We start from the raw sequence: 23482 nt of genomic DNA on the forward strand, positions 1-23482 counted from the left end.
GGGTAGAAGATGAGCTTTCCCTGGGCTGAACAATATACTCCCAAGCATCCCGCGATGCAGTGGATCGACGAGAAGCTGCCGCTGCCGCGCCTCGTCTACAACGCAATCGGCGCTGGCTATCCCGTGCCGCGCAACCTCAATTATTTCTGGAATTTCGGCGTCCTCGCCGGTCTCGCGCTGGTGATCCAGATCGTCACCGGCGTGATCATGGCGATGCATTATGGCGCCAATACCCAGGTCGCCTTCGCCACCGTCGAACAGACGATGCGCGACGTGAATGCGGGCTGGCTGATGCGCTATGCCCATGCCACGGGCGCCAGCTTCTTCTTCATCGTGGTCTATCTCCACATCTTCCGCGGCCTCTATTTCGGCTCCTACAAGGCGCCCCGCGAAATGGTGTGGCTGCTGGGCCTCGTCATCTTCCTGCTGATGATGGCGACCGCCTTCATGGGCTATGTGCTGCCCTGGGGCCAGATGAGCTATTGGGGCGCCAAGGTCATCACCGGCCTGTTCGGCGCGATTCCCGTGGTGGGCAATCCGATCCAGACCTGGCTGCTGGGCGGCTTTGCGCCCGGCAACGCTTCGCTCAACCGCTTCTTCTCGCTGCACTTCCTGCTGCCCTTCGTGATCGCGGCCGTCGTGATCCTGCATATCTGGGCGCTGCACATTCCCGGCTCGTCGAATCCGACCGGCGTCGAAGTGAAGGGGCCGCAGGACACCGTGCCCTTCCACCCCTATTACACTGCGAAGGATGGTTTCGGCGCGGGCGTGTTCCTGATCCTGTTCGCGATCATGCTCTTCTATGCGCCCAACTATCTGGGTCACCCGGACAATTATATCGAGGCGAATCCGCTTTCGACGCCCGCGCATATCGTGCCGGAATGGTATTTCTGGCCCTTCTACGCGATCCTGCGGGCCTTCACCGTGGACTTCTTCTTCGTCCCCGCGAAGCTGCTGGGCGTGCTGGCGATGTTCAGCTCGATCCTGCTGCTCTTCTTCCTGCCTTGGCTCGACACCTCGGCAGTGCGGTCGGGCAGCTATCGCCCCACCTTCAAGAAGTTCTTCTGGATCCTGATCCTTGACGTGCTGGTGCTGGGCTATTGTGGTGGTGCACCGGCGGCGGAACCCTATGTGATGATCTCCCAGGTTGCGGCGGCCTATTATTTCGCCCATTTCCTGATCATCCTGCCGCTGATCTCGCGCTTCGAAAAGCCGCTGCCGCTGCCCAACTCGATTACGGAGGCAGTGCTGGCGAAATATGGCAAGACCGGCGGCGAACCCGTCGCGGTCCCGGCCGAATAAGGGGGAGTTGACAAGCATGGTACGCATCGGCGCATTTCTTGTCGGGCTCTTCTTTGCCGGCTGGCTGCTCGTGTCTTTCCTGGTCGGCGCGGTGGCCTATGTCACAGAGCCGCCCGCCGTCACCGTGGAGCATGAATTCCACCGCAATCCCAAGGAAGTGTCCTTCTCGTTCGACGGCCCCTTCGGCAAGTTCGACCAGGCGCAGCTCCAACGCGGGTTCCAGGTGTTCAAGGAGGTCTGCTCGGCCTGCCACAGCCTGAAGTTCGTGGCTTTCCGCGATCTCAAGGGCATTGGCTATAACGACGCGGAGATCAAGGCGATCGCCAAGAACTGGGCGATCAAGACCCCGGATATCGACCCCAAGACGGGCGAGATGTCGACTCGCGCTCCGGTTCCTTCGGATTATTTCCCCAAGCCCTTCGCCAACAATGTGGCGGCGATGGCGGCGAACAACAATGCGATCCCGCCGGACCTGTCGCTGATGACCAAGGCCCGGCATCATGGCAGCGCCTATGTCTATTCGCTGATCACGGGCTTCCAGCCTCAGCCGGCCGAACTGCTGAAGGAATTTCCCGACGCCAAGACGCCGCAGGGGCTGCATTACAACCCCTATTTCGCCAACCTGAACCTCGCCATGGCGCCGCCGCTGACGGCGGACGGCCAGGTGACCTATGGCGACGGCACCAAGGCGACCGTCGACCAGATGGCGCAGGACGTCGCGGCTTTCCTGACCTGGACGGCCGAACCGAAGCTGGAAAACCGCTGCCGCGCGGGGCTGGCGACGATCTTCTTCCTGCTGATCGCAACGGGCTTGGCTTACATGGCCTACCAGAATATCTGGGCGGACAAGAAAAAGGCCGCCTGATCGCGGTCCGGAACAGGCAAATGAGAGGGGCGCGGTTTCATGGGAACCGGGCCCCTTTTCCTATGAGGGCAAGAGAATGAGCGCTGACAGTCTGGTGGCCCTGGTCCGCACCATCCCGGACTTTCCCAAGCCGGGTATCCAGTTCCGGGACATTACCACCTTGCTGGCGGACGGGCAGGGTCTGGCGGAACTGGTAGAGCGCATGGCCGCCATCGCCCGGCCGCTCGATCCTGGACTGATCGTGGGAATCGAGGCGCGGGGTTTCATTCTGGGCGCGGCGTTGGCGCATGCGCTCGGCACCGGTTTCGTGCCGGTGCGCAAGAAGGGGAAGTTGCCGGGCAAGACCGTCGGCATCGATTACGTCCTGGAATATGGCACCGACCGGCTGGAACTGCACGAAGGGCAGATCCCCGATGGCGCGCGGGTACTGCTGGTCGACGACCTGATCGCGACGGGCGGAACGGCACTGGCGGCAGCGCAACTGATTCGCGAACAGGGCGCGACGGTGCTGATGGCGCTGTTCGCTATCGACCTTCTCGAACTGGGCGGTATGGCAGCGCTTGAGGCGGACGGGGTTGCGTCGGCGGCGATCATCGCCTTCGAAGGACACTGACGGTTCGATACTCAGCCATGGGCGATCAGGGATTGGAAAGCGGACCTCTCCAATCCATCATCCGATAGCAGCCCCCACAGCTTAGACGTCCAACGCGTCTGCCAGCATATCCACCGCCTGCGCCAGTCGCTCGTCGAGGAGCGCAAGCAACTGTGTCCAGCCCAGCATGTCCGCCAGTTCACCGGGCCCGTCGGAAATGCCGCGCAGCCCCATGACCGGCACGCCGAAGCGCTGGCAGGCGCGCACGACGGCGAAGGTTTCCATATCCACCATATCGGCGTCGATCGCGGCATAATCTTCGCCGCCGACGATATCGGCACCGGTCGACAGCCGCGCAGAGCGCAACTCAAGGGGCGTGTGCAGCGGCATTTCCGCCGGATGGTCCGAAAAGGGCGTGATCCCCTTGGGAAAGCCAAGGCGCGAGGCGTCCATGTCGCGCCAGGAGACGCTGGCCACCTGATAGACCTCACCCAGCGTGCAGATGCGCGACCCGGCCGAGCCGAGCGAGACCACCAGATCGGGCAAAACCTGCCGCTGACGCATGTCCTGCAGCGCGATACCGGTGGCGAGCGCCGCCTCCACCGGGCCGACCCCGGTCATCAGCGGGTTGAAGCGCGCCCGGAGATGGGGGCCATATTCGGCCTCTACCGCCATCACGAACAAGACCCGCCTGTTCGCAATCATTTCCCCATCCGGCATCGATGATCCCCTTTGACGAGCGCCAGCCTGTGTCAGGGCAGGCGGGCGAGCAGCCCGCTCATGCCTGTGTCCGCCGCAAGGGCGGCGCTTCCCTCGATCAGCCAGCATTCGCCCTGCCGCCAGAGCTGGCCGTCGATCGTGCCGCTCCCCGCCAGCGGAACGAACCACAGCATCTCGCCTTCGATTCGTTGCTCCGAACCCGGTCCCGCCTGCACCATATCCAGGATGAAGGGCGTGCCTGGACCCGCGACCAGCCTTTCCTCCGCCGTCACAGGCACGATGCGGTCGGGCAGCGCATAGGGGGTCGCGACGCTGACGGCCATGGCTTGCTCCAGATGCAGTTCGCGCGGGCGGCCATAATCATAGAGGCGATAGGTGACGTCGTTATTCTGCTGGACCTCCACCAGCGTCACGCCGCCGCCAATGGCATGTACGGTGCCGGCGGGAATATAATAGAAGCTGCCCGGCACGACCGGCTTCCAGTCCATCAGACCCTCGATGCTGCCGTCCAGCGCCGCGGCCTGCAATTCTTCGGGCGTCAGGTCGCGGGTCAGGCCGATGCCCAGCCGCGCATCGGGCTGTGCATCCAATATGTACCAGCATTCGGACTTGCCCCCCGCCAGTCCCCGTTCGCGCGCTTGCGCGTCGTCGGGATGGACCTGCACGGACAATTTCTCGCTGGTGAAGATATATTTGACCAGCAGCGGCAGGCTCTTGTCCTGCTCAGGCGAGAACCAGACCTCGCCGATGCGCTTGCCGTCGGCGGCAGCGATATGAGCGGGAATGTCAGTGCGGCCCCAGGGCTTTTCGACCGTGTGGGCAAGGAGGCGGGTCGTCGTCATGCAGTTCCTTATGAGAAGTCTTTTCCGCGAGGCAAGCAGCCCCTGCTCGAATGAGCGGAGTTTACCGTCCGGAAGGGCTGGGACTTGGCAATGGTAGCGCTATACAATAGCGTCCGCCACCGCCGTCGCCTACCGTCTTTTCCCAACCCGGCATCTTCCATCGACAGGATTTTTTGAAATTTATGAGCCGTATCCAGCTGGAAATCTGCGTCGATCGCCTTTCGGATCTCGAAACCGCGATCAGCGGCGGTGCGGATCGGATCGAGCTGTGTGGAGCGCTGGCTCTGGGGGGGCTCACTCCTTCGGCCGGCCTCGCCCGGCTGGCGGTCGAAAGGGCGCGGGCGAGCGGCCGGACCGTGCGCGCGATGGTGCGTCCCCGCGACGGCGACTTCGCCTATGATGCCGCGATGCTGGAAACGGCCGTGGCGGAGGGCGAGGCGCTGATCGATGCGGGAGTGGACGGCCTGGTCTTCGGCGCCGTGCGTCACGGGCGGCTGGATGCGGATGCGCTCGGCGGCTGGACCGCGGCGATGCGGGCCAGGCGCGGCGATGTCGGGCTGACGCTGCATCGGGCGATCGATCTGGTGGACGATCCGGTGGCCGCGGTCGATCTGGCGGTCGAACTCGGTTTCGACCGCATCCTGACATCGGGCGGTGCGGTGCGGGCCATGGACGCGCTGCCGGTGCTGGCGGCGATGCATCGGCGGGCCGGCGGCCGCATCGTCATCATGCCGGGATCGGGTATCCGGGCGGCCAATGCGCACCAATTGCTCACGGCGACCGGCGTGCAGGAGGTCCATGCCTCCGCCAGCATGGAAGGCGATGCACCGGACACCGGGGCGCTCGCCATGGGCTTCGCGCTGGGACCGGCACGGCGGACATCGCTGGCGGAGGTCCGGGCCTTGCGCGGGGTGCTCGACGCATGAGCGACTTCACCCGGCGGGAAGCGATGATGCTGGCCGTAGCGGCGGGATTGATGCCCGATACCGCCGTCGCGGCGGAGGCGACGGCGGCGGAACTGGACGCTCTGGGTGAGCGGGAATGGCAGCCCTTGCCGAAGGGCGATCCTTTGCGGCTGTTGCTGGACCGGGGCTGGCGCTTCCATGCGGGCGATATCCCGTTGGAGCCGCCGGTCGGCCACCATCAGACCTATCTTTCGGTCAAGGCGGGCAATGCGCGCGGGGCGGCGGCCATCGACTGGGACGACAGCGATTGGGAGACGGTCTGCCTGCCCCATGACTGGGCGTCCTTCCAGCCCTTCGTCGAAAGCGCCAATGTCTCGCAAGGCTACCGGCCGCGCGGCATGGGCTGGTACCGGCGCAGCTTCCGGCTGGAGGAAGGCGACCGGGGCAAGCGGCTGGAACTGCAGTTCGGCGGCATCGCGACGCACTCGACCATCTGGGTCAACGGCAGCGTCGTGGCGCGCAATTTTTCCGCCTATAATGCGATCATCGTCGATATCACGCCTTTCGCTCGCTTCGGCGACGAGGCGAATGTCATAGCGGTGCAGGTGGATGCGACCGCGATGGAAGGCTGGTGGTATGAAGGCGCGGGCATCTACCGCCATGTGTGGCTGGCGAAACGGCCTGCGCTTTCCATCGCCACCGATGGGGTGCATTGTGATCCCCGGCTGATCGACGGGCGTTGGACGGTGCCCGTCGCGGTGACGCTGGAGAGCATATCGGATGCCCCTGCGGCGGCGCAGGTGACGGCGGTGCTGCGCGATCCCGATGGGCAGGAGGTTGCACGGCAAGTCGCTGCGGCGGAGGTCGATCCTCTCGCATCGGCGCGGGCCGCGCTGTCGATCGAGGCGGGCGGCATCCGCCTCTGGTCGGTGGAAACGCCGTCGCTCTACACCGTCGAGATAGAGGTGAGGGAGCAGCGGGGCGTTGACCGGCGGATCGTCCCCATCGGCTTTCGGTCCATGGCCTTCGACGCCAACCGGGGCTTCCTGCTGAACGGCAGGCCGGTGAAGCTGAAGGGCGTATGCCTGCATCAGGACCATGCCGGTGTCGGTGTCGCCGTTCCCGATGCGCTGCTCGCCTGGCGGCTCCAGCGATTGAAGGATTTCGGCTGCAACGCGATTCGCTGCTCCCACAATGCGCAGGCACCGGAATTTTACGCGCTTTGCGACCGGATGGGCTTTCTGGTCATGGACGAGAATCGCATCTTCAACCCGGCGCCCGAAAATATGGCGCAGCTGCAATGGCTGGTGCGGGCGCATCGCAACCATCCCAGCATCATCCTCTGGTCTGTGTTCAACGAGGAACCGATGCAGGGCACGCAGGCCGGGGTGGAGATGGTTCGGCGGATGCGCGCGGCCGTGCATGCGCTGGACGACAGCCGCCCGGTGACGGCGGCGATGAACGGTTCCTTCTACGCCCCGCATAATGTGTCGCAGGTCGTCGATGTGATGGGGTTCAACTATTATCCAGACGATTATGACCGTTTCCATGCATTGAATCCGGCCAAGCCCTCGACCAGTTCGGAGGATACGAGCGCCTTCATGACGAGGGGGGCCTTTGCCAGCGATCCGGCCAGACATGTCATCTCCTCCATGGATGAGGAGGCTGCGGCCTGGGGCGCGACGCATCGCAAGGCCTGGGCCGAGATTGCCACGCGCCCGTTCATCGCGGGCGGCTTCGTATGGACGGGCTTCGACTATCATGGTGAGCCGACGCCCTATGAATGGCCGACCATCGCCAGCTTCTTCGGCGTGCTGGACCTGTGCGGCTTCGCCAAGACGGCCTATGACATCAGGCGGGCGCAATGGATCGATGATGCGGTTGTGGTGGGCGTCGCGCCGCACTGGACCTGGTCGGGTCACGGGCCTGGGCGCGAGGGGCAGAGCATCGACCTGCTGGTAACGTCCAATGCCGATCGGGTGCGGGTGAAGGTGAATGGCCGGGTGATCGGGGAACAGGATTGCGACCGGATCATGGGCAACAGGTTCGCTGCGACCTATGCGCCGGGCCTGCTGGAGGTGGAGGCGCTGAAGGGCGGGCGCGTCATGGCGCGGGCGGTGCATCATACGGCGGGCCAGGCGGTCTCGCTGCGGCTGAAGCCTACCCGGCGCGCTCTGCGGGGCGACGGCGAGGATGTGGTGGCGGTGACGGTCGATGCCGTGGACGCGCGGGGTCATCATGTGCCGGTGGAGCAGCGGAAGGTGCGCTTTGCCGTGTCGGGTGCGACGCTGATCGGGGTCGGCAATGGCGATCCCAATTGCCATGAAAGCGAAAAGGCGCCGGAGCGTTCCCTGTTCAACGGTCTGGCACAGTTGATCGTACAGGCCGATGAAGGGCGCGGCCGCGTGACGATCGATGCGCAGGCCGACGGGCTGAAGCCTGCGCGGCTCGTGCTCCCTGTGCTGGCGAGCGAGGTCAGGCCCTTCGTCCCGGTAGAGGCGGCCCGCGCACTGGTGACGGAATGGCGCCTCTCCCCTGCCTTTGCCGAACGGCCGGACCCCGCGCTGCGTCCGGCCGACGGCGACAATAATCTCTGGGCCTTCACCCGCAGCGGCACCGCCGTGGAGCCGGACAAGACGGCGCAGTGGCGAATCTGGCGGGCCGCGCTGCCCGAGCGTAGACGGATCAGGGCTGAGGGCGGGCGGCTGCTGTTCGACCAGGTCGCGGGACGGGCGGAGCTTTGGATCGACGGCCAGCGCGTGAGCGTGAAGGATCAGGCCGGGATCGGCGCGATCGCCGCCAATGTCCCGGCCGGAGCGCATGAGGTGGCGTTGCTGGTGCAGTCGGCTCCCGGCGAAAAGTCAGGCATTCTCGGAACCGTGCAACTGGTCGGAAAGTAAGTGCCGCTTTGGGCGAGACATGCCTTCGAGCTACCATGTCTCGCCAGTCCATCACCGAAAGGCGCCGATCGTGGCGACCGCAATCGCAGGCGCCTCGACTGCCGGGCGCGGGAAGCTGAAACGCAGATAGCGGGCTTCGCGCGGGGTGGGGAAGGGGATGCGCTGGGTCGCGCGGGCATAGTTGATGTTCTGGAATTCGCCTTCCTGCGGCTTGGTCCAATATTTGCCGTCGGTGCTGGTTTCCACCTGATAGCGGGCGGGCGGGGCAGCTTGCGGATCGACATGGCGCGTGGGTGTCAGCGAGAAGGCCGACAGTTTCCCGATCTTGCCCATGTCGATGGTCAGGCTGGCCGGGGCCGGTGAGATCCAGGCGGTCCTGGCATCGTCATCCAGGACGGATTCGGCGCCCGGCGCGCTGGCGGCGACGATCGTCCAGCTGTCGCGGGCAATGATGCTGGGATCGTTGACCTTGGCCGGGGGCAGTTCGGCCGGGGCGACCGAGAGGAACAGGGCGAATTCGCGCAGGGTCGGGCCAGCCTCCGCCGCGGTCGGGCGGAAACGGACGCGGCGGGGCGCGATGGGCTGGTCCAGCCGGACGAGGCGCTGGGGACCGACCATCTCCTTTTCCGCAACCTGCCGCCAGTTCCGGCCATCGTCGGAAATGTCGATGGCGAAGCGGGTGGTGCGCAGGCCCAGGGGCAGCCATTCCTGGAGGCGGATGGTGTCGAAGCGGGTGCCCGGTTCCAGATCCAGGGTCAGGGTGGCATCCCTGGCTTCCGCGGGGGCGCACCAGAAAGTGTCGGGATTGCCGTCCGTTACGTGGGCGGCCGTGCTGCCGATGTCGGCGCTCGCACTGACGACGGCATTGCGCGCCAGGTCGTTGGCGAAGGTCGCCCGTACCGCATCGCCAAAGGCCTGGAGGCTCGCAACGTCGCGATCCGCGATACGGCCGCGCCTGTCGGGCGGCAGATTGAGGTGGAAGGTGGTGCCGTGGCCGATCGACTGGTCGAACATCTCCATCAGCTTTTGCGGGGTCTTCACCTGGGCATCCTCGTCGGCATGATAGAACCAGCCCGGCCGGATCGAGACGTTGGTTTCGGCGGGCCACCACAGTTCTGCCCTGCGAACGCCCGTATTGCCCTTGGCCTGATCATAGGGTTGGTTCGGCATGGTCGGCCAGCACGGGTCGCCCGCATGGCCATCCTCATTGCCGACCCAGCGTATGTCCGCCCCCAGCGGGTCGAAAGTGCAGGCATTGGGTTGCAGCTCGTGCACCAGATCGATGATGCTGGGCCAGTTATAATAGGGCACAGCGTCGATCTTCCGGGTTTCGCGGGCGCCGCCATAATAGCCGTCCCCGCCATTGGCGCCGTCGAACCAGACCTCGAACAGCTCGCCATAGCGGGTGCAGAGTTCCGTCAGCTGTGCGCGGTAATAGTCGATATAGCTGGGCCGGCCATAATCCGCCCGGTTGCGGTCCCAGGGCGAGAGGTAGACGCCGAAGGCGATTCCAGCGCGGCGGCAGGCCTGCTCCAGCTCGCCCACGATATCGCCCTTGCCATCCTTGTAAGGCGTGTTGCGGATGCAATGTTCGGTCAGCATGGTCGGCCACAGGCAGAAGCCGTCATGATGCTTGGCCGTGATGATAAGGCCATTGAAGCCGCCTGCCTTCACCGCCGCGACAATCTGGTCGGGGTCGAAAGCCGTGGGGTTGAACAGGCGCACATCCTCGTCGCCATAGCCCCATTCCTTGTCGGTGAATGTGTTCATCGAGAAATGGATGAAGGCATACATGCGCCGGTCATGCCATTTGAGCTGCCGGGCCGACGGGGTGGCGCCCCATGCTGCGGGGAAAGGCGGCTTGCCGACCGTCGTTGCCGGGCCGCGCGGGGTGCAGGCGGCCGCCCCGGCGAGCAGCGATCCGGCCATCAGCGAGCGGCGGGTGAGATGCGGGGTCATGGGATGGCCTTCGATGTTGTGGGTTCGGGAATGAGCCAGACTTCGGCGATCTGGCGGCCTCGGCCGCTGCCGCCCATGCCCGGCGGACGGCTCCAGACGAGATCCAGCATGCCGCCGGCGGTCAGGGGCTGGGGGATGGCGAGTTCGACGCGCTGCGGGTTGCTGGTGCGCGCGGCTGGCGCGGGCAGGGGCGTGCCGTTGGCGCTGAGGGTCAAGGGCAGACTGTAATCCTCGCCCGCCCAACTGTATCGCAGGCGATAGGAACGGTGTTTCTCCAGCCCCTCATAATGCAGGGTCAGCGGCTGTTCGAACAGCGCCTCGGCATAGCTGAGTTCGGCCATGCGCCAGCCCTCATCGAGCCTATGCTCAGCCACGCCGTCGATCGCCGTGCGCCAGAGCTGCGGATCGGCGGGATAGCCGGGGCCGCGCACCAGATGCGGCTCGCCGGCCGGATCGCCCAGATCGTCATATAGCGCGAAGTCGGCCATGCCCCAGCGGTCGCCCAGTGCGCTGAGCGCCGCAATCCGTTCGGCTTCGGCGGGAAGGGCGAGAGCGGCGCCCATATCGCGCTCGACGGCGACCCGGTCGTTGAGGTCGATCAGCGCCCGGTCGAAATTGGCGCCTCGCCGCCAGTCGGAGGCACCTCTGTCCAGGGAAAGCTGCATCCCCGCATTCCGACGGAGCCGGTCGGCCAGAACCGTCAGCCGCTGATGGAGGTCCGCGGATCGGGCGCTGTCGGGACGGGCATAGGCGAAGCGGGCGGCGGCGACGGCGGGTTCGGCGCCGATGGCTGGGGTCTGGCGCAGCGTATAGAGCGCTTCGGCCTGGTTGGCGCGGGCGCGGGTCAGCCGCTCGCGGATCAGCGCATCATAGACGGCGCGATAGCGGTAGAGGTCGATATGCCAGTCGGCCCATGGCGCCGGGTGGATCGCGTCGATCGCATCAAGCGTGCGGTCGATGCCGCTGTTGGCAGCGGGGCTGCCCTGCCAATCGGCTTCCAGCATCGCCGGAATGGCGGCGAAAGCCGGGTCGCCCATGTAGAAATTGGCATAGTCGCGGGCGATGTCGGCCCTGGCGTCCCAGCCCATGGCAAGCCATTGGTGGACGTTCCAGTCGTCATTGATCCCTTCGGAATAGCTGATTGCGCCGCGCGTGCCGGGGCTGATATGCGCGAAGATCGCCGCCTGCGCCGAGGGACGGGGATTGACCGGCTCGCGGCCCTGCGTCAGCGCAAAGGCGGGATGCCAGTCGGGGATGGGGAACTGCGCCTGCATCACGTGGGCGGTGTCGGGATAGAGTTCGACGGGCAAGCGGCCTGCAAGGCGACGGAGATGGGTGGCGGCGCTCTCGCGGGTCTGGGGACCGACGAAGATGGCGGTGAGCCATGCCGGGCGGCGGGCCAGTGCGGCGTGAAAGGCTTCAAGGTCCTTGGCATCGAAGCCCTGGGTGGAAAGCAGCACCTCCGCTACGGGAAAGCGGGCGCGCAGCGTCCTGGACAGGCGCTCGACTAGCGGGAAAAGCCGCTCGGGACGGGTATGACCGGGATCGCCGCCGGGAAAATAGAGCGCGTTGAGCGCCGGCAGGGTCTTGAGGAAAGCGTCGAGATTGCGGGCCTCCGCTTCATCCGCCGCGCCGCCGTCATAGTCGCCCAGCAATGGATAGAAGACCGCGACGTCCAGCCCCAGCTCATGCGTCGCCTGTGCCATTTCGCGCGCCGCCTGTTCAGGCGGAACCGGCATCAGCGGGGAGGTCGGCGCATCGTCGGAGCGCGGCGATATGATCTGGATTCGGTTGGCGCCCCAGAGCGCGAAATCCTCGATCCGGCGCCTGAGCATCGCCGGCGTCCAGGCGTCGTAGCTGTTATTCTTGAAGCGATAGCCGATCTGGGTGCCGCGAACCGACTGTTGTGGCTTTTCGCTGACCGGCCCGTCGAGCGAGAGCGTCAGATCGTCGCTATGCCGCAGCAGCCAACCCGCGCCATAGACGAAGCCGCGCCTGCTGGCGGCGCTGATCGTGACGGTAGCGGTTTGCCGGTCGATGCGGAAGCCTTCCCTGGACAGGTGGCCTGCCCGGAAGCTGATCCGCGCAGCACATCCGCTTTCTGTCGCGCCGCGTTCCAAAAGGCGACGGCGCAGTAGGTCGGCGGCTGGCCCGGCCATGCCGGTCCCGGTCACGCAGACCGATTGCAGCGGCAGAGTCTGCGCCGCACCAGCGGCGAGCAGGGTCAGGGCCGCCGCGACGCTCACGCAGGGCGGCCGGGGCGGTCTTCAGGGCGGCTGGCAAATGCCTTGTCGGGCGTGCTGCTCATCTCGAAACGCAGCGTGCCGCCCTTCGCCAGATCGGCATGGGCGATCCACCCCCTGGTCCAGGGCTGGCCGTTCCACTGGACCGCGCGCACATAGGGCGTGCCGGGGCCGTTGCCGGGTGCCTCGACCATCAGCTTCCTGCCCTGGCCCAGCTTCACCGTCGCGCGGGGGAAGAGCGGGCTGCCCAGCACATAGGTCGCGCTGACCGGATCGACCGGATAGAAGCCCAGCGAGGAGAGGATGAACCAGGCGCTCATCTGGCCGCAATCGTCGTTGCCGATCACCCCGTCGGGCGCGGCCTTGTACATCTCCGTCAGCAGGCGGCGGACCATGGCCTGGGTCTTCCAGGCCGCGCCGCAATAGGCGTAGAGATAGGCGACATGGTGGCTCGGCTCATTGCCATGCGCATATTGGCCGACCAGTCCGCTAATGTCCGGCGGCGCGCCTTCGGGCAGAGTGGAATCGGCGGTGAACAGGGCGTCCAGCTTCGCCTCGAACGCGGCGTCGCCGCCCATGGCCGCGATCAAGCCATGGACGTCATGCTGGTTGAGGAAGGTCGCCTGCCAGCTGTTGCTTTCGGTGAAGTCGCGCCATTTCCCGGAATGGCCCACCTCATTGGGTGCGAAAGGCTCGGCCCAGCGGCCGTCGGCCAGACGCGGGCGGGCGAAATTCAGTTTCGCGTCGAAGACATTGCGCCAGTTGCCGCAGCGCTGGCGCAGGCGCGCGGCCCTGTCGGTCGCGCCCGCCGCGTCCGCGATGTGGGCGGCGGCATAATCGTCATAGCTATATTCCAGCACGCGCGACACGCTTTCGAAAATGCGGTCGGCGGGAATGAAGCCCATCTCGTCATATTCGCGGATGCCGAGGCTGTTATCGAGATGCGGCGTCGACCAGTCGAACAGCCGCTTTTCGATCCCCGGCCAGGCGGCGGCATAGTCGGCGGCTATGCCCTTCGCCCGCGCCTCGGCCAGCACGGCGACGGAGTGCCAGCCGATCATGCAGCCGGTCTCCACGCCCTGCAACGGCCACACGGGCGGGCCAAAGGGGCTTTGCCAGGTCTGGCGGATGAGGTCGGCGGTGAACTCGGCGGCACGGTGGGGACGGATCAGCGTCTGAAGCGGGTGGAAGGCGCGATAGGTGTCCCAAAGGGAATAGGCGCTATAGGCCCGCTCCCCCTCGCCCAGTGTATGGACCTGATGGTCGAGGCCCACATAACGTCCATCCACGTCGGAGAAAAGCGTCGGGCCAAGGCTGGCATGGTAGAGCGCCGAGGCGAGGATGGTGCGCTGCTCCGCCGTGCCGCCTTCAGCTATGATGTGGCCCATCTCCGCCGCCCAGGCCTGCGCGGCGGCGGCGCGGTAGCGGTTGAAATTCCAGTGGGGCGCTTCGGCCTCGAGATTCCTCCTCGCACCGTCAAGGTCGACCGCCGAGATGCCGCAGTGGATCATCAGCGGGGCGCTGCCTGCGTCTGCATAATGGAGGACGGCCTTGAGGCGCTTGCCCTTGGCGCCGGTCGCTCCTGCGCGTTGGTCGTCATCGGTGAAGAATTCGACCCGATCCGCCGCGCGGGAGAATTGCATCGCGAAGAAGATGCGCCGGCCCTTGGCCCAGCGGAACACGCGGCGTGTGCCGGTGAGCGTGCCCTCGGGTTCGAGGGTCAGCAAGGCCTCGTCGATCAGTGGCGCTTCGCCGGGGCCTTCCATCACCAGATGGCTCATGTCGATCAGGATATGCGCCGGACCGGCGGGGAATTGATAGCGATGGATGCCGGTGCGCGGCGTCACCGTCAGTTCGGCGCGCACCCCGCTTTCAAGCGTGACGGCATAGTAACCCGGCTCGGCCTGTTCCTGGCTGTAGCGCTGGCGATAGCCCTCGTCCGGCCTGTCGAGCGGGCCGGGCTGGAGCTGCACCGGTCCGCGCGTCGGCACCACCAGCACGTCCAGCATGTCGCCAATGCCGGTGCCGGACAGGTGGGTGTGCGAGAAGCCCAGCAATGAGGCGTCGCCATGATGATAGCCCGAACAGGTGTCCCAGCGGGCCGTATCGGTGTCGGGCGATAGCTGGACCATGCCGAAGGGCATGGACGCGCCGGGGAAGGTGTGGCCGTCGCCGCCGGTGCCGATGAAGAGATCGGGCCTGGCTTCGGAGGCAGCGGCTTCGAGCCGGGCGGCGGCACCAAGCGCCAGGGAGGCGCTGGCGCCCAGCAAGGTGCGGCGGGTAAGGTTCATCATAGCGGCGCTCCGAGCAGGGCAGGCTTGCGGCGGGCGAGGTCCAGCATCAGTTCGCCGAACAGGCCGTTGGCCCAGGCGAACCAGTGGCGCGTGTAGGTGGTGGCGTCATCCTGATCGAAGGCTTCGTGGATGAAGCCGGTGCCGCCATGGCTGGCCTTCAGATGGCGCAGACATTGCCGGATGGTGGCGTCGTCGTCGCTGTTCAGGGCATGCATGATGATCGACATGGGCCAGATCATGCGCAGGCCCGCATGGGGGCCGCCTATGCCCTCGGCGACTTTACCCCGGAAGAAATAGGGGTTGCGTTCGCTCCATGCGGCGGCGGCGGTGCGCTGGAACAGCGGGTCGCTGGCGGGAACAGCGCCCAGATAGGCCAGGGCGGAAAGACTTGGCACATTGGCGTCGTCCATGAAATGGCCGTTGCCGAAACCGTCCACCTCATAGGCCCAGAGCCGCTCGCCCGTCGCCGGGTCGATCATCGTGCCATGGGCGCGGGTTGCCGCCTCCACCTCGTCGGCGAGCGCCCCGGCGTCGGCGGCCAGCCTGTCGTCCTTCGCCGCCTCGCTGGCGACAATGGCGAGCTTGCGCAGCGCCGCGACGGCGAAGAGGTTTGCGGGAACGAGGAAGGGGAAGATGCAGGCATCGTCCGAGGGGCGATACATGCTGTGGATCATCCCGACCTTGCGGGTGGGCGCGCCATAGCCGTTCAGGATGAGTGTCTCGGTGGCGAGCTTGTCGCGGCGCAGGAAGCGATAGGGGCCGGGGCCGTCCTTGCGCTGCTGCTCGCGGAAGGTGCGGATGCTGGTGCGGGCGGCTTCGGCCCAGAGCGCATCGAACGGCGCGGCGTCGCCGCTCGCCTTCCAATAATCATGGGCGAGGCGCATCGGATAGCAGAGGGAGTCGATCTCCCATTTGCGCTCCGCGACGCCCGGCTTCATCTCGGTAGCGTCGGCCAGGGCCCAGGGCAGGTTCGTCTTCGCCGCGGGATCGCGCATGAAAGCATTGGCATAAGGATCGATCAGGATCGACCGCGCCTGGCGGGCGATGAGGCCGTGGAACAGTTCGCGCAACCTGGCGTCCTGTCGGGTCAGGTGGACATAGGGATTGAGCTGCGCCGAACTGTCGCGCAGCCAGAGACATTCGATGTCGCCGGTGATGACGCAGGCGTCGGGCTTGCCGTCGACCGTGCCCATGAACACCGTCGTGTCGAGCGTGTTCGGATAGCAATTGCCGAACATCCAGCGCAGTTCGGGATCGCCGATCTTGGCCGACACGCGGGCGATCTCGCGTTCGACGGCTGGACTGGTGAAATGGCGGTTTGCCGGACGCCTGCTTTCGAAACGGGGTGCGCCGATGCCGGGCGTTGCGGCGAGCGCGAGGCTGCCCGCCAGCATGGAGCGGCGGTCGATCCTCATTTCGGCAGCTCCTGAGTCCCGGTGATGGTGAAGGCGACCTCCGTGCCCTTGACCTCGCCCGGCTGGCCGCCGCCGATGAACAGGCGATAGGCGCCAGGCCGCACGGCGCGTTGGCCGTCGCGATCGACCGTGCTCAATGCCCGCGGATCGAGAGTGAAGGTCAGCGTCCTTGCCTTGCCTTGCTTCAAGGACACGCGCTGGAACCCGACCAGATTGTGGCGCAGCACCGGGTCGTTGAATTCGCCGATGGTGCGCAGATTTTCGGGCGGGATGAGATAGGCCTGCGCCACCTCCTCGCCCTCGCGCGCGCCGCTGTTGGTGAGGCGGGCCTTCACCGTCAGCGTCTCGCCTGCCGTGATGGTCGCGGGGGCCTGTGCGCCGTCATAGGCGAAGCTGGTGTAGCTCAGGCCATGGCCGAAGCCCCACAGCGGAACGCCATGGAAATAGCGATAGGTCCGCTCGCGCATATTATAGTCGACAAATGCGGGAAGATCGCTGGTCCTGGCATAGAAGGTGACGGGCAGGCGGCCCGAAGGTGCATAGCGGCCCTCAAGCAGGTCGCTGATCGCCGTTCCGCCCGCCTCGCCCGGATACCAGGCGGCGACCACGGCGTCGGCATGGTCCTTGGCCCATTGCATGGCGACGGCGCTGCCGGAGAGCAGGACGACGACCAGCGGCCTGCCCGTGGCCTTGATAGCTTCGAGCAATTGTTGCTGCGCCTGGGGGAGAGCGATGTCGGTGCGGTCGCCGCCGGAGAAGCCGGGCACCTCGATCTGGAGCGCTTCGCCCTCGACGGCGGGCGAAAGGCCGACGAACGCCACCACCGCGTCGGCCGCACGCGCTTCGGCCACGGCCCGGCTGCGCTGGGGCAGGGCGGGCGCGACCCATGTCATACGGATGCCCTGATCCTCGCTCGCATGGGCCAGTTCGAGGCGAATGCTGTGCGGACGGGCATCGGCGAAGGTCAGCCGCGCCTCGACGCTCTTGTTGTCGCCAGCGTCGGCGATGACCGGCTGGCCGTCGATCCACAGCCGCACCGCATCATGGCCGCTGCAATCGAAGCAGCGCGGCACATCGACGCGCAGCAGATGCTCGCCCGGCCCCTCGGGCAGCAGGGTGCCGGTCCAGCGCACGCCATAGCGGTTGCTCGGCACGCCCTGCGTGGGGGCGGTGCGGTTCCAGTCGAAATCGACCTTGGCATGGGTCTGGGTCGCGACCGGCGTGCCGCTGAAGTCGGGATTGGCGAAGAACTCCGCCTTCAGCCCAGGGGCGAAGGCGGTTTCCGGGATGACCACCGGGACGCCCTCGGCCAGTGTCGACCCTTGCGCATAATGCACCTCGAACCGCTTGCGCAGCGCGGCGAGCGGCGTCACGGGATCGGCGGCGGTGCCATGATAATTGGCCTCCAGCACATCCAGGCTGTCGGCATTGGGACCGATGACGGCGATGCGCGCGCCGCGCTTCAGGGGGAGCACGCCATTGTTCTGGAGCAGCACCAGCGACTTGCGCGCAGCCTCCAGCGCGAGATTGCGGCTGGCGAGCGTGTCGACGGCGCTGGCCGGAACGCTGTCCCAGCGGCTTTTCGCGCCGAACGCATCGCCCAGCGCCTTGCGTGCCGCGAAGGTACGCGCAAGGGCGGTGTCCACCGTCTCCTGATTCGTCAGGCCCTGCGCCAGCGCCTGATCGAGCGCTGCGTAAGCCTTGCCGCAATTCAGGTCCATGCCGGCGTTGATCGCCACGGCCGCAGCGGCGGCATTGGTCTGGCGATAGCGCTGATAATGGTTGATGTTGCCGATCGCGTCGCAGTCCGACACGACAAGGCCGGTGAAGCCCCAATCCTTGCGCACCCGCTGGTTGAGCAGCCAGTCCGACGCGCAGACCGGCACGCCATGGACGCTGTTATAGGCGCACATCACCGACAGTGCCTTGCCGTCCGTCAGCGCCATGCGGAAGGCGGGCAGGAAGGTCGCCTCCAGATCATAGGCGCTCGCCTGCACGTTGAAACTGTCGCGCCCGGCTTCGGGGCCGCTGTGCGCGACCAGATGCTTGGGCGTGGCGATGACGCGAGGCTGGCTGAGGTCCGGCCCTTGCAGGCCGCGCACATAGCCGGCAGCGAGGCTGCCGGTCAGCAGCGGGTCCTCGCCATAGGTTTCCTGACCCCGTCCCCAGCGCGGGTCGCGGAAGATGTTGATGTTGGGCGACCAGATGGTAAGGCCCTGATAGCGCTTGCGATCCTTGCCGGGCAGGCCGTTATATTTGGCGCGGGCTTCGGTGGAGACGACCGTGCCGATACGCTCCATCAGGTCCGGATCCCAGGTCGCGCCCAGGCCGATCGCCTGCGGGAAGACGGTGGCGACGCCATTGCGGGCCAGGCCGTGCAGCGCCTCGTTCCAATAGTCATAGGCGGGCAGTTCGGGACCATCCTGCGGCGCGGCGGACTGGAGCTGGGCCGCCTTCTGCGCCGGGGACATGCTCGCGATCTTCGCCTGAATGTCGGGATCGGCGGACGCTGCGAGGAGGAAGAGGAGGGCGCTCATTGCGCGGCTCCCAGATGGCGCAACTCCAGCGCAGCCTTGAGCTTGGCGAGGCTGGCCGTGGAGGTGATGGAGACGGTCACGCTTTCACCGGGCAGAAGGTCGAAATAATTGTCGGATGTGCTGGCGTCCACGCCGCCAAAGCCGATCCACAGGCCACGGGCGAAGCGGGTGGCCTTGACGGTAAGTTGCGGCTTGCCGTCCGGCGCGCTGGTCCAGCTGGTGGCGAGGCCCGGATCGGGCAACGCCATCGCCTTTTCCGGCAGCGCCGAGACAAGGGCGCGGGAGGCGATCTTGCCGTCGACCAGCAACTCCGCGACGGCAAAGCTGCGCGCCTTGTCGGCGCCGCCGAACAGGGCGTCGTCGGTCATGTCGCCGATCTTCGTGGCGGAAAGCGGCGCGAGAGTGGCGTCGCCTTGCTTGACGATGCTCTCCTTGCCGTCGACGTCGACCATGCGGATGCGCCAATGGGCATCGACGGCTGTTGTCCTGTCGGAGATCAGCGCCACTTCGGTCGTGCCATTCTCGCGGCGGCCCGCCGATATCGCCACGGGCGCGAAGAAGCGGCGCGCGGCATAGTGCAGCGCCTTCCAACGGCCGAAATAGTCGATGCTCGACCATGAGGCACCGGGCCACACATCGTTCAACTGCCAGTAGAGCGAACCGGTGGTTTCCGGGCGGCATGCGCGATGATGCAGCGCGCCCAGGGCGATGCCGTCTGCCTGCATGGCCTGGCTCAGGTAAACGAAATCCCCGAAATCCCGAGGGGTGCGATAGCGTTGTTCGATATAGAGGAGCAGCCGTTCCTGCCCCTCGCCCTTCAGGAATTTCTGATGGGCGCGCATCACGGGCGAAGTGATGCCGAGATCCTTCACCTCTGCAAAGGCGTTGATGGTCGGCATGACCGGCATGGCCTGCAAGCCATATTCCGACATGAAGCGGGGGCAGCTTTCCAGATAGGCGGTTGCCGCTTTCTTGCCGCCCCAGACGTCCCAATAATGGCGGTCGCCATCATTATCGACATCCGGCTTGCCCTCATAATTGCTGCTGGGCGACCCGGGCCAATAGGGCACGTCGGGATCGCGCCGTTCGGCGGCATCGCGCAGCACCTGGTTGAACAGGATCGCCATGCCCACGCCGATCTTCTCCTGCTCGTCCGCGCCCACGCGCTTCTTGTAGGCAATGCGGTCGGACCAGCTTTCCCAGCCGGAAAGCACCTCATTATTGCCTGACCAGAGTATGATCGAGGGGTGCGCCTGCACCCGGTCGACTTGCTCCTCCGCCTCGATCCGCACATTTTCACGGAAATCGCGATCATAGGGCGTGACGGCGCCGCCGAACATGAAGTCCTGCCACACCATCAGGCCCAGCCGGTCGGCCGCATCATAGAAGCTGTCGGGCGGATAATAGCCCCCGCCCCAGATGCGCACCATGTTCATGTTCGCGTCGCGGGCGTCGGCGAGGAGGCCCGTCATCCTCTCCGGCTTCACGCGAGCCTGGAACATGTCGAAGGGGATGATGTTCGCCCCCTTCATGAAGATGGGAAGGCCGTTGATCCTGAGCTGGAAACCGCGCCCCTTGGCATCGGCCTTCCGCACCAGTTCCACCGTGCGCAGGCCGGTGGAGCGGGTGGCGCTGTCGGCCTCCTCGCCCTCGAAACGGACTTTCGCTGCGACGCTGTAAAGCGGCTGCGCGCCATAGCCCGCCGGATACCAAAGCTGCGGATCGGGAAGGGTGACGGGCACCGCGACCTGATTGACGCCTGCCGAAAGCATCACGTCGCGGGTGGAGACGACGGCGCGGCCGTCCGGCCCCTTAACGACCGTCTCCACCTGAGCACGGCCGTCGCGGCTGGCGATCAGTTCGACCTCGGCGGCGATGCGGGCTTCCGTTTTCGTCACCGCTTCCTGTACGATCCTCAGGGATTCGATCCGCGCGGCATCCCACGCATCGATGCGGACAGGACCGTTCGGACCAATGCTTAGGATGCGTGGCCCCCAATCCCAGCCATAATGATATTTGGGCTTGCGGATATAGGGGGAGGTCTGCCGCGCTTCCGGTTCGTCGCCGAAGACGCTGTCATATTCGCCCGGCAACGGATTGGTGAGCGCCAGCACCTTGGGCTGCAAGGCTTTCAGCGGGCTTTGGAAATGGATGAGAAGGATGTTGGTGCCGGGCTTCAGCAGCTTCCTGATGTCCACCCGCCAGCGGCGATGGGCATTGTCGGCGGACAGGATGACCTGGCTGTTCAGCTCGACCCAGGCATAGGTATCGAGGCCGTCGAAGACGAGGTCGACATGCTCGCGGGCGAGCAGGGCAGGAGTCGCCTCGATCCGTCCGCGATAGTCCCAGTCGCTGCGCCCCACCCACTGGATCGTGGCTTCGTTGAGGCCGACATAGGGATCGGGCGTGAGCTTCTGCGCAATCAGGTCGGCCTGGACCGCGCCGGGTACGGAGGCGGGCAGCCATTTGGCGGCCTTGGGATGCGCCTTGGTCGCTTCGCTCTCGCCGGGAGCGAGGCGAAGCTGCCAGTTCTGATCGAGCGGGATAGTGGTGCGCGGAGCGGCGATCAGGGCAGTCGGAGCGACTGCCAATAGCAGGGCTGCGGCACGACGGAACATTATCGGCGGTCCTCCAGCATGACCTTTTCAACGGCGTAGAAGGGGTCGGATAGCGGCGCGGTGAACTGGAAGCAGAGATTCGCATCGCCCTTCTGGTCCGTCATTGGCGCGCTGCAACGCATCCGGTTGGGTGCGGTCCTGGGGTCAGGCAGCGGGAAGGTGCCCACCACGACGCCTTCGCAACCGCCCGCGCGCACGACCAGTTCGCCATGGGCGGTGACCGCATAATGGGCGCGCAGCGCACTTTCCTCATGTGCCAGACCATAGTGGCGGGGCAGGCGGGCGACATCGATGGTTACGGCCCTGGCCTCGCCCAAGGGGGCATCGGCCCATTGCGTGCAGGTGTCGAAGATATTGACGTTGAAGGCCGGGCTGTCCTCGCCCTGTCCCGCGTTGAGTGGCACGCGCAGGCCAAGCGCGCCCTGCGGGCAGGCGGCCAGATCGGCCGGTCCTGCCGACAACAGCGCGCTGCGCGAGGCATCGAAGCGGCGCGGCGCGGCGGTGGCGCGGCCGTCCTTATAATAAGCGCCGGCTTCGATGCTGGCGCCGGTCCTGATCGTGACCGGCGCGGTGTAGGCGCGTGCTTTTCCGCTGGCCCTGGCGCCATAGCGGATCGTGCCCGCGCCCGTCTGCGTATCCATGGCGAGCGTCAATTTGCCGCTGCGCAGCGCGTCGCCCCGCTTGCCCTGCATCCGGAAATTGACGGCAAAGGCGCTGTCGGCTGCAGCAATTCCCTCATGCGCATAGCGCAGCATCTGCGGGTTGAGCCGGTCGACGAAAGCTTTGAAGTCGCGCTTGTCTCTGGGCGACCAGGTCAGTTCCGCAATGGCCGAGAGGCGCGGAAATACCGCATGTTCCTTTTGCTTCGCCGTGGCCAGATATTCGGAGAAGGCCGTTGCCTGTGCTCCCATGACATGCTTTTCGCGCTCGGCATCGATGCCTGCGGGCACCGGGTCGAAGGCATAGACCTGCTCCAGCGTCTGGATCGACAGGCGGCCGGGCGGTTCGTCGGCGCGGCCGGACTGGAGGCTGTCGAAATAGAGCACCGGCGCGGGGGCAAGGACGACATCATGTCCCTTGTTCGCGGCCTCCACCGCGCCCTTTTCGCCGCGCCAGGATATGACCGACGCGCTGGTCGGCACGTCGCCCTCCAGGATTTCGTCCCAGCCGATCAGGCGCCGGCCCTTGCTGGCGAGATATTTGCCCAGTTCGCCGATCATCCAGCCCTGCATCTGGTTCTCTGTCCCGATGCCCAGCGCCTTCATCTGCGCCTGGACCTCCGGCGAGCGCTGCCACTGGTCCTTCACCGCCTCGTCGCCGCCGACATGGACAAATTCCGACGGGAAAATCGCGATCAGTTCGTCCAGCACATTCTTGATGAAGGCCATGGAGCGGGGGCTGGGCGAGAAGAGCCAGGGATTGACGCCCCAGTCATGTCCGGTTTCCGGCCGGTCGCCCAGCACGCCGATCTCTTCGGGATAGGCCGCGACCGCGGCCTGCGCATGGCCGGGCATGTCGATTTCGGGGACGATCGCGATACCCCGGTCGGCGGCATAGGCGACCAACGCCTTCAACTGTTCCTGCGTGTAGAAGCCGCCGACCTTCTCGCCCGATGCCCCGCCGGAGGAGGGTGGCGTGCGCCAGCCGCCGATTTCGGTGAGCTTGGGATAGCGCTTGATCTCGACGCGCCAGCCCTGATCGTCGGTCAGATGGAGGTGCAGCGTGTTGAGCTTCTGCGCGGCCATCGCATCGATGATCGGATAGAGCGTCTCGATCGGCTGGAAATGGCGCACCACGTCCATCATCAACCCCCGCCAGCGGAAGCGCGGCGCGTCGTTGATCGAGAGGGCGGAGAGGGTGACGGGCTTGCCGAACTGCGCGTCGGGCGAGAGAAGTTGCGCCAGCGTCATCGCGCCCCAGACAAAGCCCCGCTCGCCGCTCGCGCTGACGGTCGCGCCCTTCGCATCGATATCGAGCCTGTAGGCCTCCTCGCCAGCGATGGCGGGGTCGCGCTGGAAACGGATCGCGCCGCTGGCTGCTCTGGCCAGCGTCAGGCCCCGGTCGATGCGCACCCTGTCGATCAGCAGTTGGGCTGCCATGGCGGCGCCCTTGTCGTCCGCCGCAGCCGTCACGAAGCTGCCATTGGCGATCAGCAGCCGGCCCGTGCCCGGCGTCACGACCGCGGGGAAGGGAATGAGCGGAAGGCTGGTCTGAGCCTCAGCTGGAATGGCGGTCAACGCGAGGGGAATCGCGAGAAGGCTGCGCATGGGCTTTGGCTCCCTACAGGTGG

Annotated in this window: 14 protein-coding genes; 5 read left to right on the top strand and 9 right to left on the bottom strand. The window is 66.1% G+C overall.

What is annotated here, in order from left to right; genetic code table 11:
• Nucleotides 1–9 precede the first annotated feature (9 nt).
• From MJ601_RS08840 to MJ601_RS08850, 3 genes are all read left to right on the top strand, one after another.
• The gene (locus MJ601_RS08840; RefSeq protein WP_242125437.1) at nt 10–1302 is read left to right on the top strand and encodes a cytochrome b; all 1293 of its coding nucleotides are present in this window, start codon (nt 10–12) and stop codon (nt 1300–1302) included.
• Between the two features lie 16 nt (nt 1303–1318).
• Nucleotides 1319–2167, top strand: a complete 849-nt coding sequence (locus MJ601_RS08845; RefSeq protein WP_242125438.1) for a cytochrome c1 — start codon at nt 1319–1321, stop codon at nt 2165–2167.
• Nucleotides 2168–2243: 76 nt separating this feature from the next.
• Nucleotides 2244–2780: an adenine phosphoribosyltransferase gene (locus tag MJ601_RS08850; RefSeq protein ID WP_242125440.1), complete on the top strand. Its 537-nt coding sequence runs from the start codon at nt 2244–2246 to the stop codon at nt 2778–2780.
• Between the two features lie 81 nt (nt 2781–2861).
• Here MJ601_RS08850 and MJ601_RS08855 read toward each other — a convergent pair whose 3' ends face one another.
• Nucleotides 2862–3464, bottom strand: a complete 603-nt coding sequence (locus MJ601_RS08855; protein WP_491572898.1) for a 5'-methylthioadenosine/S-adenosylhomocysteine nucleosidase — start codon at nt 3462–3464, stop codon at nt 2862–2864.
• Between the two features lie 47 nt (nt 3465–3511).
• On the bottom strand, nt 3512–4321 hold the full coding sequence (locus MJ601_RS08860) for a class I mannose-6-phosphate isomerase (RefSeq protein WP_242125443.1): 810 nt from the start codon (nt 4319–4321) through the stop codon (nt 3512–3514).
• A 182-nt stretch (nt 4322–4503) separates the two neighbouring features.
• On the opposite strand from MJ601_RS08860, the gene MJ601_RS08865 reads away from it, so the two are divergent.
• Both MJ601_RS08865 and galA read left to right on the top strand, forming a co-directional pair.
• The gene (locus tag MJ601_RS08865) at nt 4504–5247 is read left to right on the top strand and encodes a copper homeostasis protein CutC (protein WP_242125445.1); all 744 of its coding nucleotides are present in this window, start codon (nt 4504–4506) and stop codon (nt 5245–5247) included.
• Nucleotides 5244–8126, top strand: a complete 2883-nt coding sequence (gene galA / locus MJ601_RS08870) for a beta-galactosidase GalA (RefSeq protein WP_242125447.1) — start codon at nt 5244–5246, stop codon at nt 8124–8126. The genes MJ601_RS08865 and galA overlap by 4 nt, the downstream gene beginning before the upstream one ends.
• A 51-nt stretch (nt 8127–8177) precedes the next feature.
• Here the strand turns inward: galA and MJ601_RS08875 are convergent, their stop codons facing one another.
• From MJ601_RS08875 to MJ601_RS08905, 7 genes are read right to left on the bottom strand one after another with little or no spacing between them, the layout of a single operon-like run.
• Nucleotides 8178–10085 (bottom strand): alpha-L-fucosidase, encoded by a 1908-nt coding sequence (locus MJ601_RS08875; protein ID WP_242125450.1) that lies wholly within the window; start codon nt 10083–10085, stop codon nt 8178–8180.
• Nucleotides 10082–12331 (bottom strand): hypothetical protein, encoded by a 2250-nt coding sequence (locus MJ601_RS08880; protein WP_242125451.1) that lies wholly within the window; start codon nt 12329–12331, stop codon nt 10082–10084. The genes MJ601_RS08875 and MJ601_RS08880 overlap by 4 nt, the downstream gene beginning before the upstream one ends.
• On the bottom strand, nt 12328–14622 hold the full coding sequence (locus tag MJ601_RS08885) for a GH92 family glycosyl hydrolase (protein ID WP_242125453.1): 2295 nt from the start codon (nt 14620–14622) through the stop codon (nt 12328–12330). The genes MJ601_RS08880 and MJ601_RS08885 overlap by 4 nt, the downstream gene beginning before the upstream one ends.
• Nucleotides 14619–16037, bottom strand: a complete 1419-nt coding sequence (locus MJ601_RS08890) for a glycoside hydrolase family 125 protein (RefSeq protein WP_242125455.1) — start codon at nt 16035–16037, stop codon at nt 14619–14621. Before MJ601_RS08890 ends, MJ601_RS08885 begins: the two co-directional genes overlap by 4 nt.
• Nucleotides 16034–18574: a glycoside hydrolase family 3 C-terminal domain-containing protein gene (locus tag MJ601_RS08895; protein ID WP_242125457.1), complete on the bottom strand. Its 2541-nt coding sequence runs from the start codon at nt 18572–18574 to the stop codon at nt 16034–16036. The genes MJ601_RS08890 and MJ601_RS08895 overlap by 4 nt, the downstream gene beginning before the upstream one ends.
• The gene (locus MJ601_RS08900) at nt 18571–21192 is read right to left on the bottom strand and encodes a beta-mannosidase (RefSeq protein ID WP_242125459.1); all 2622 of its coding nucleotides are present in this window, start codon (nt 21190–21192) and stop codon (nt 18571–18573) included. The genes MJ601_RS08895 and MJ601_RS08900 overlap by 4 nt, the downstream gene beginning before the upstream one ends.
• Complete coding sequence (locus MJ601_RS08905; RefSeq protein WP_242125461.1) at nt 21192–23459, bottom strand: beta-N-acetylhexosaminidase; 2268 nt, start codon at nt 23457–23459, stop codon at nt 21192–21194. The genes MJ601_RS08900 and MJ601_RS08905 overlap by 1 nt, the downstream gene beginning before the upstream one ends.
• Between the last annotated feature and the right edge of the window lie 23 nt (nt 23460–23482).

It is taken from the genome of Sphingobium trunci, from assembly GCF_022664535.1.
Classification (GTDB): Bacteria; Pseudomonadota; Alphaproteobacteria; order Sphingomonadales; family Sphingomonadaceae; genus Sphingobium.

Bases quoted from the DNA above. Each gene is read 5' to 3' on its own strand.
- MJ601_RS08905 (WP_242125461.1), bottom strand. From the start codon at position 23,459: ATGCGCAGCCTTCTCGCGATTCCCCTCGCGTTGACCGCCATTCCAGCT.
- galA (WP_242125447.1), top strand. From the start codon at position 5,244: ATGAGCGACTTCACCCGGCGGGAAGCGATGATGCTGGCCGTAGCGGCG.
- MJ601_RS08850 (WP_242125440.1), top strand. From the start codon at position 2,244: ATGAGCGCTGACAGTCTGGTGGCCCTGGTCCGCACCATCCCGGACTTT.
- MJ601_RS08865 (WP_242125445.1), top strand. From the start codon at position 4,504: ATGAGCCGTATCCAGCTGGAAATCTGCGTCGATCGCCTTTCGGATCTC.
- MJ601_RS08895 (WP_242125457.1), bottom strand. From the start codon at position 18,574: ATGAGCGCCCTCCTCTTCCTCCTCGCAGCGTCCGCCGATCCCGACATT.
- MJ601_RS08860 (WP_242125443.1), bottom strand. From the start codon at position 4,321: ATGACGACGACCCGCCTCCTTGCCCACACGGTCGAAAAGCCCTGGGGC.
- MJ601_RS08875 (WP_242125450.1), bottom strand. From the start codon at position 10,085: ATGACCCCGCATCTCACCCGCCGCTCGCTGATGGCCGGATCGCTGCTC.
- MJ601_RS08885 (WP_242125453.1), bottom strand. From the start codon at position 14,622: ATGATGAACCTTACCCGCCGCACCTTGCTGGGCGCCAGCGCCTCCCTG.
- MJ601_RS08890 (WP_242125455.1), bottom strand. From the start codon at position 16,037: ATGAGGATCGACCGCCGCTCCATGCTGGCGGGCAGCCTCGCGCTCGCC.
- MJ601_RS08840 (WP_242125437.1), top strand. From the start codon at position 10: ATGAGCTTTCCCTGGGCTGAACAATATACTCCCAAGCATCCCGCGATG.
- MJ601_RS08900 (WP_242125459.1), bottom strand. From the start codon at position 21,192: ATGTTCCGTCGTGCCGCAGCCCTGCTATTGGCAGTCGCTCCGACTGCC.
- MJ601_RS08845 (WP_242125438.1), top strand. From the start codon at position 1,319: ATGGTACGCATCGGCGCATTTCTTGTCGGGCTCTTCTTTGCCGGCTGG.
- MJ601_RS08855 (WP_491572898.1), bottom strand. From the start codon at position 3,464: ATGATTGCGAACAGGCGGGTCTTGTTCGTGATGGCGGTAGAGGCCGAA.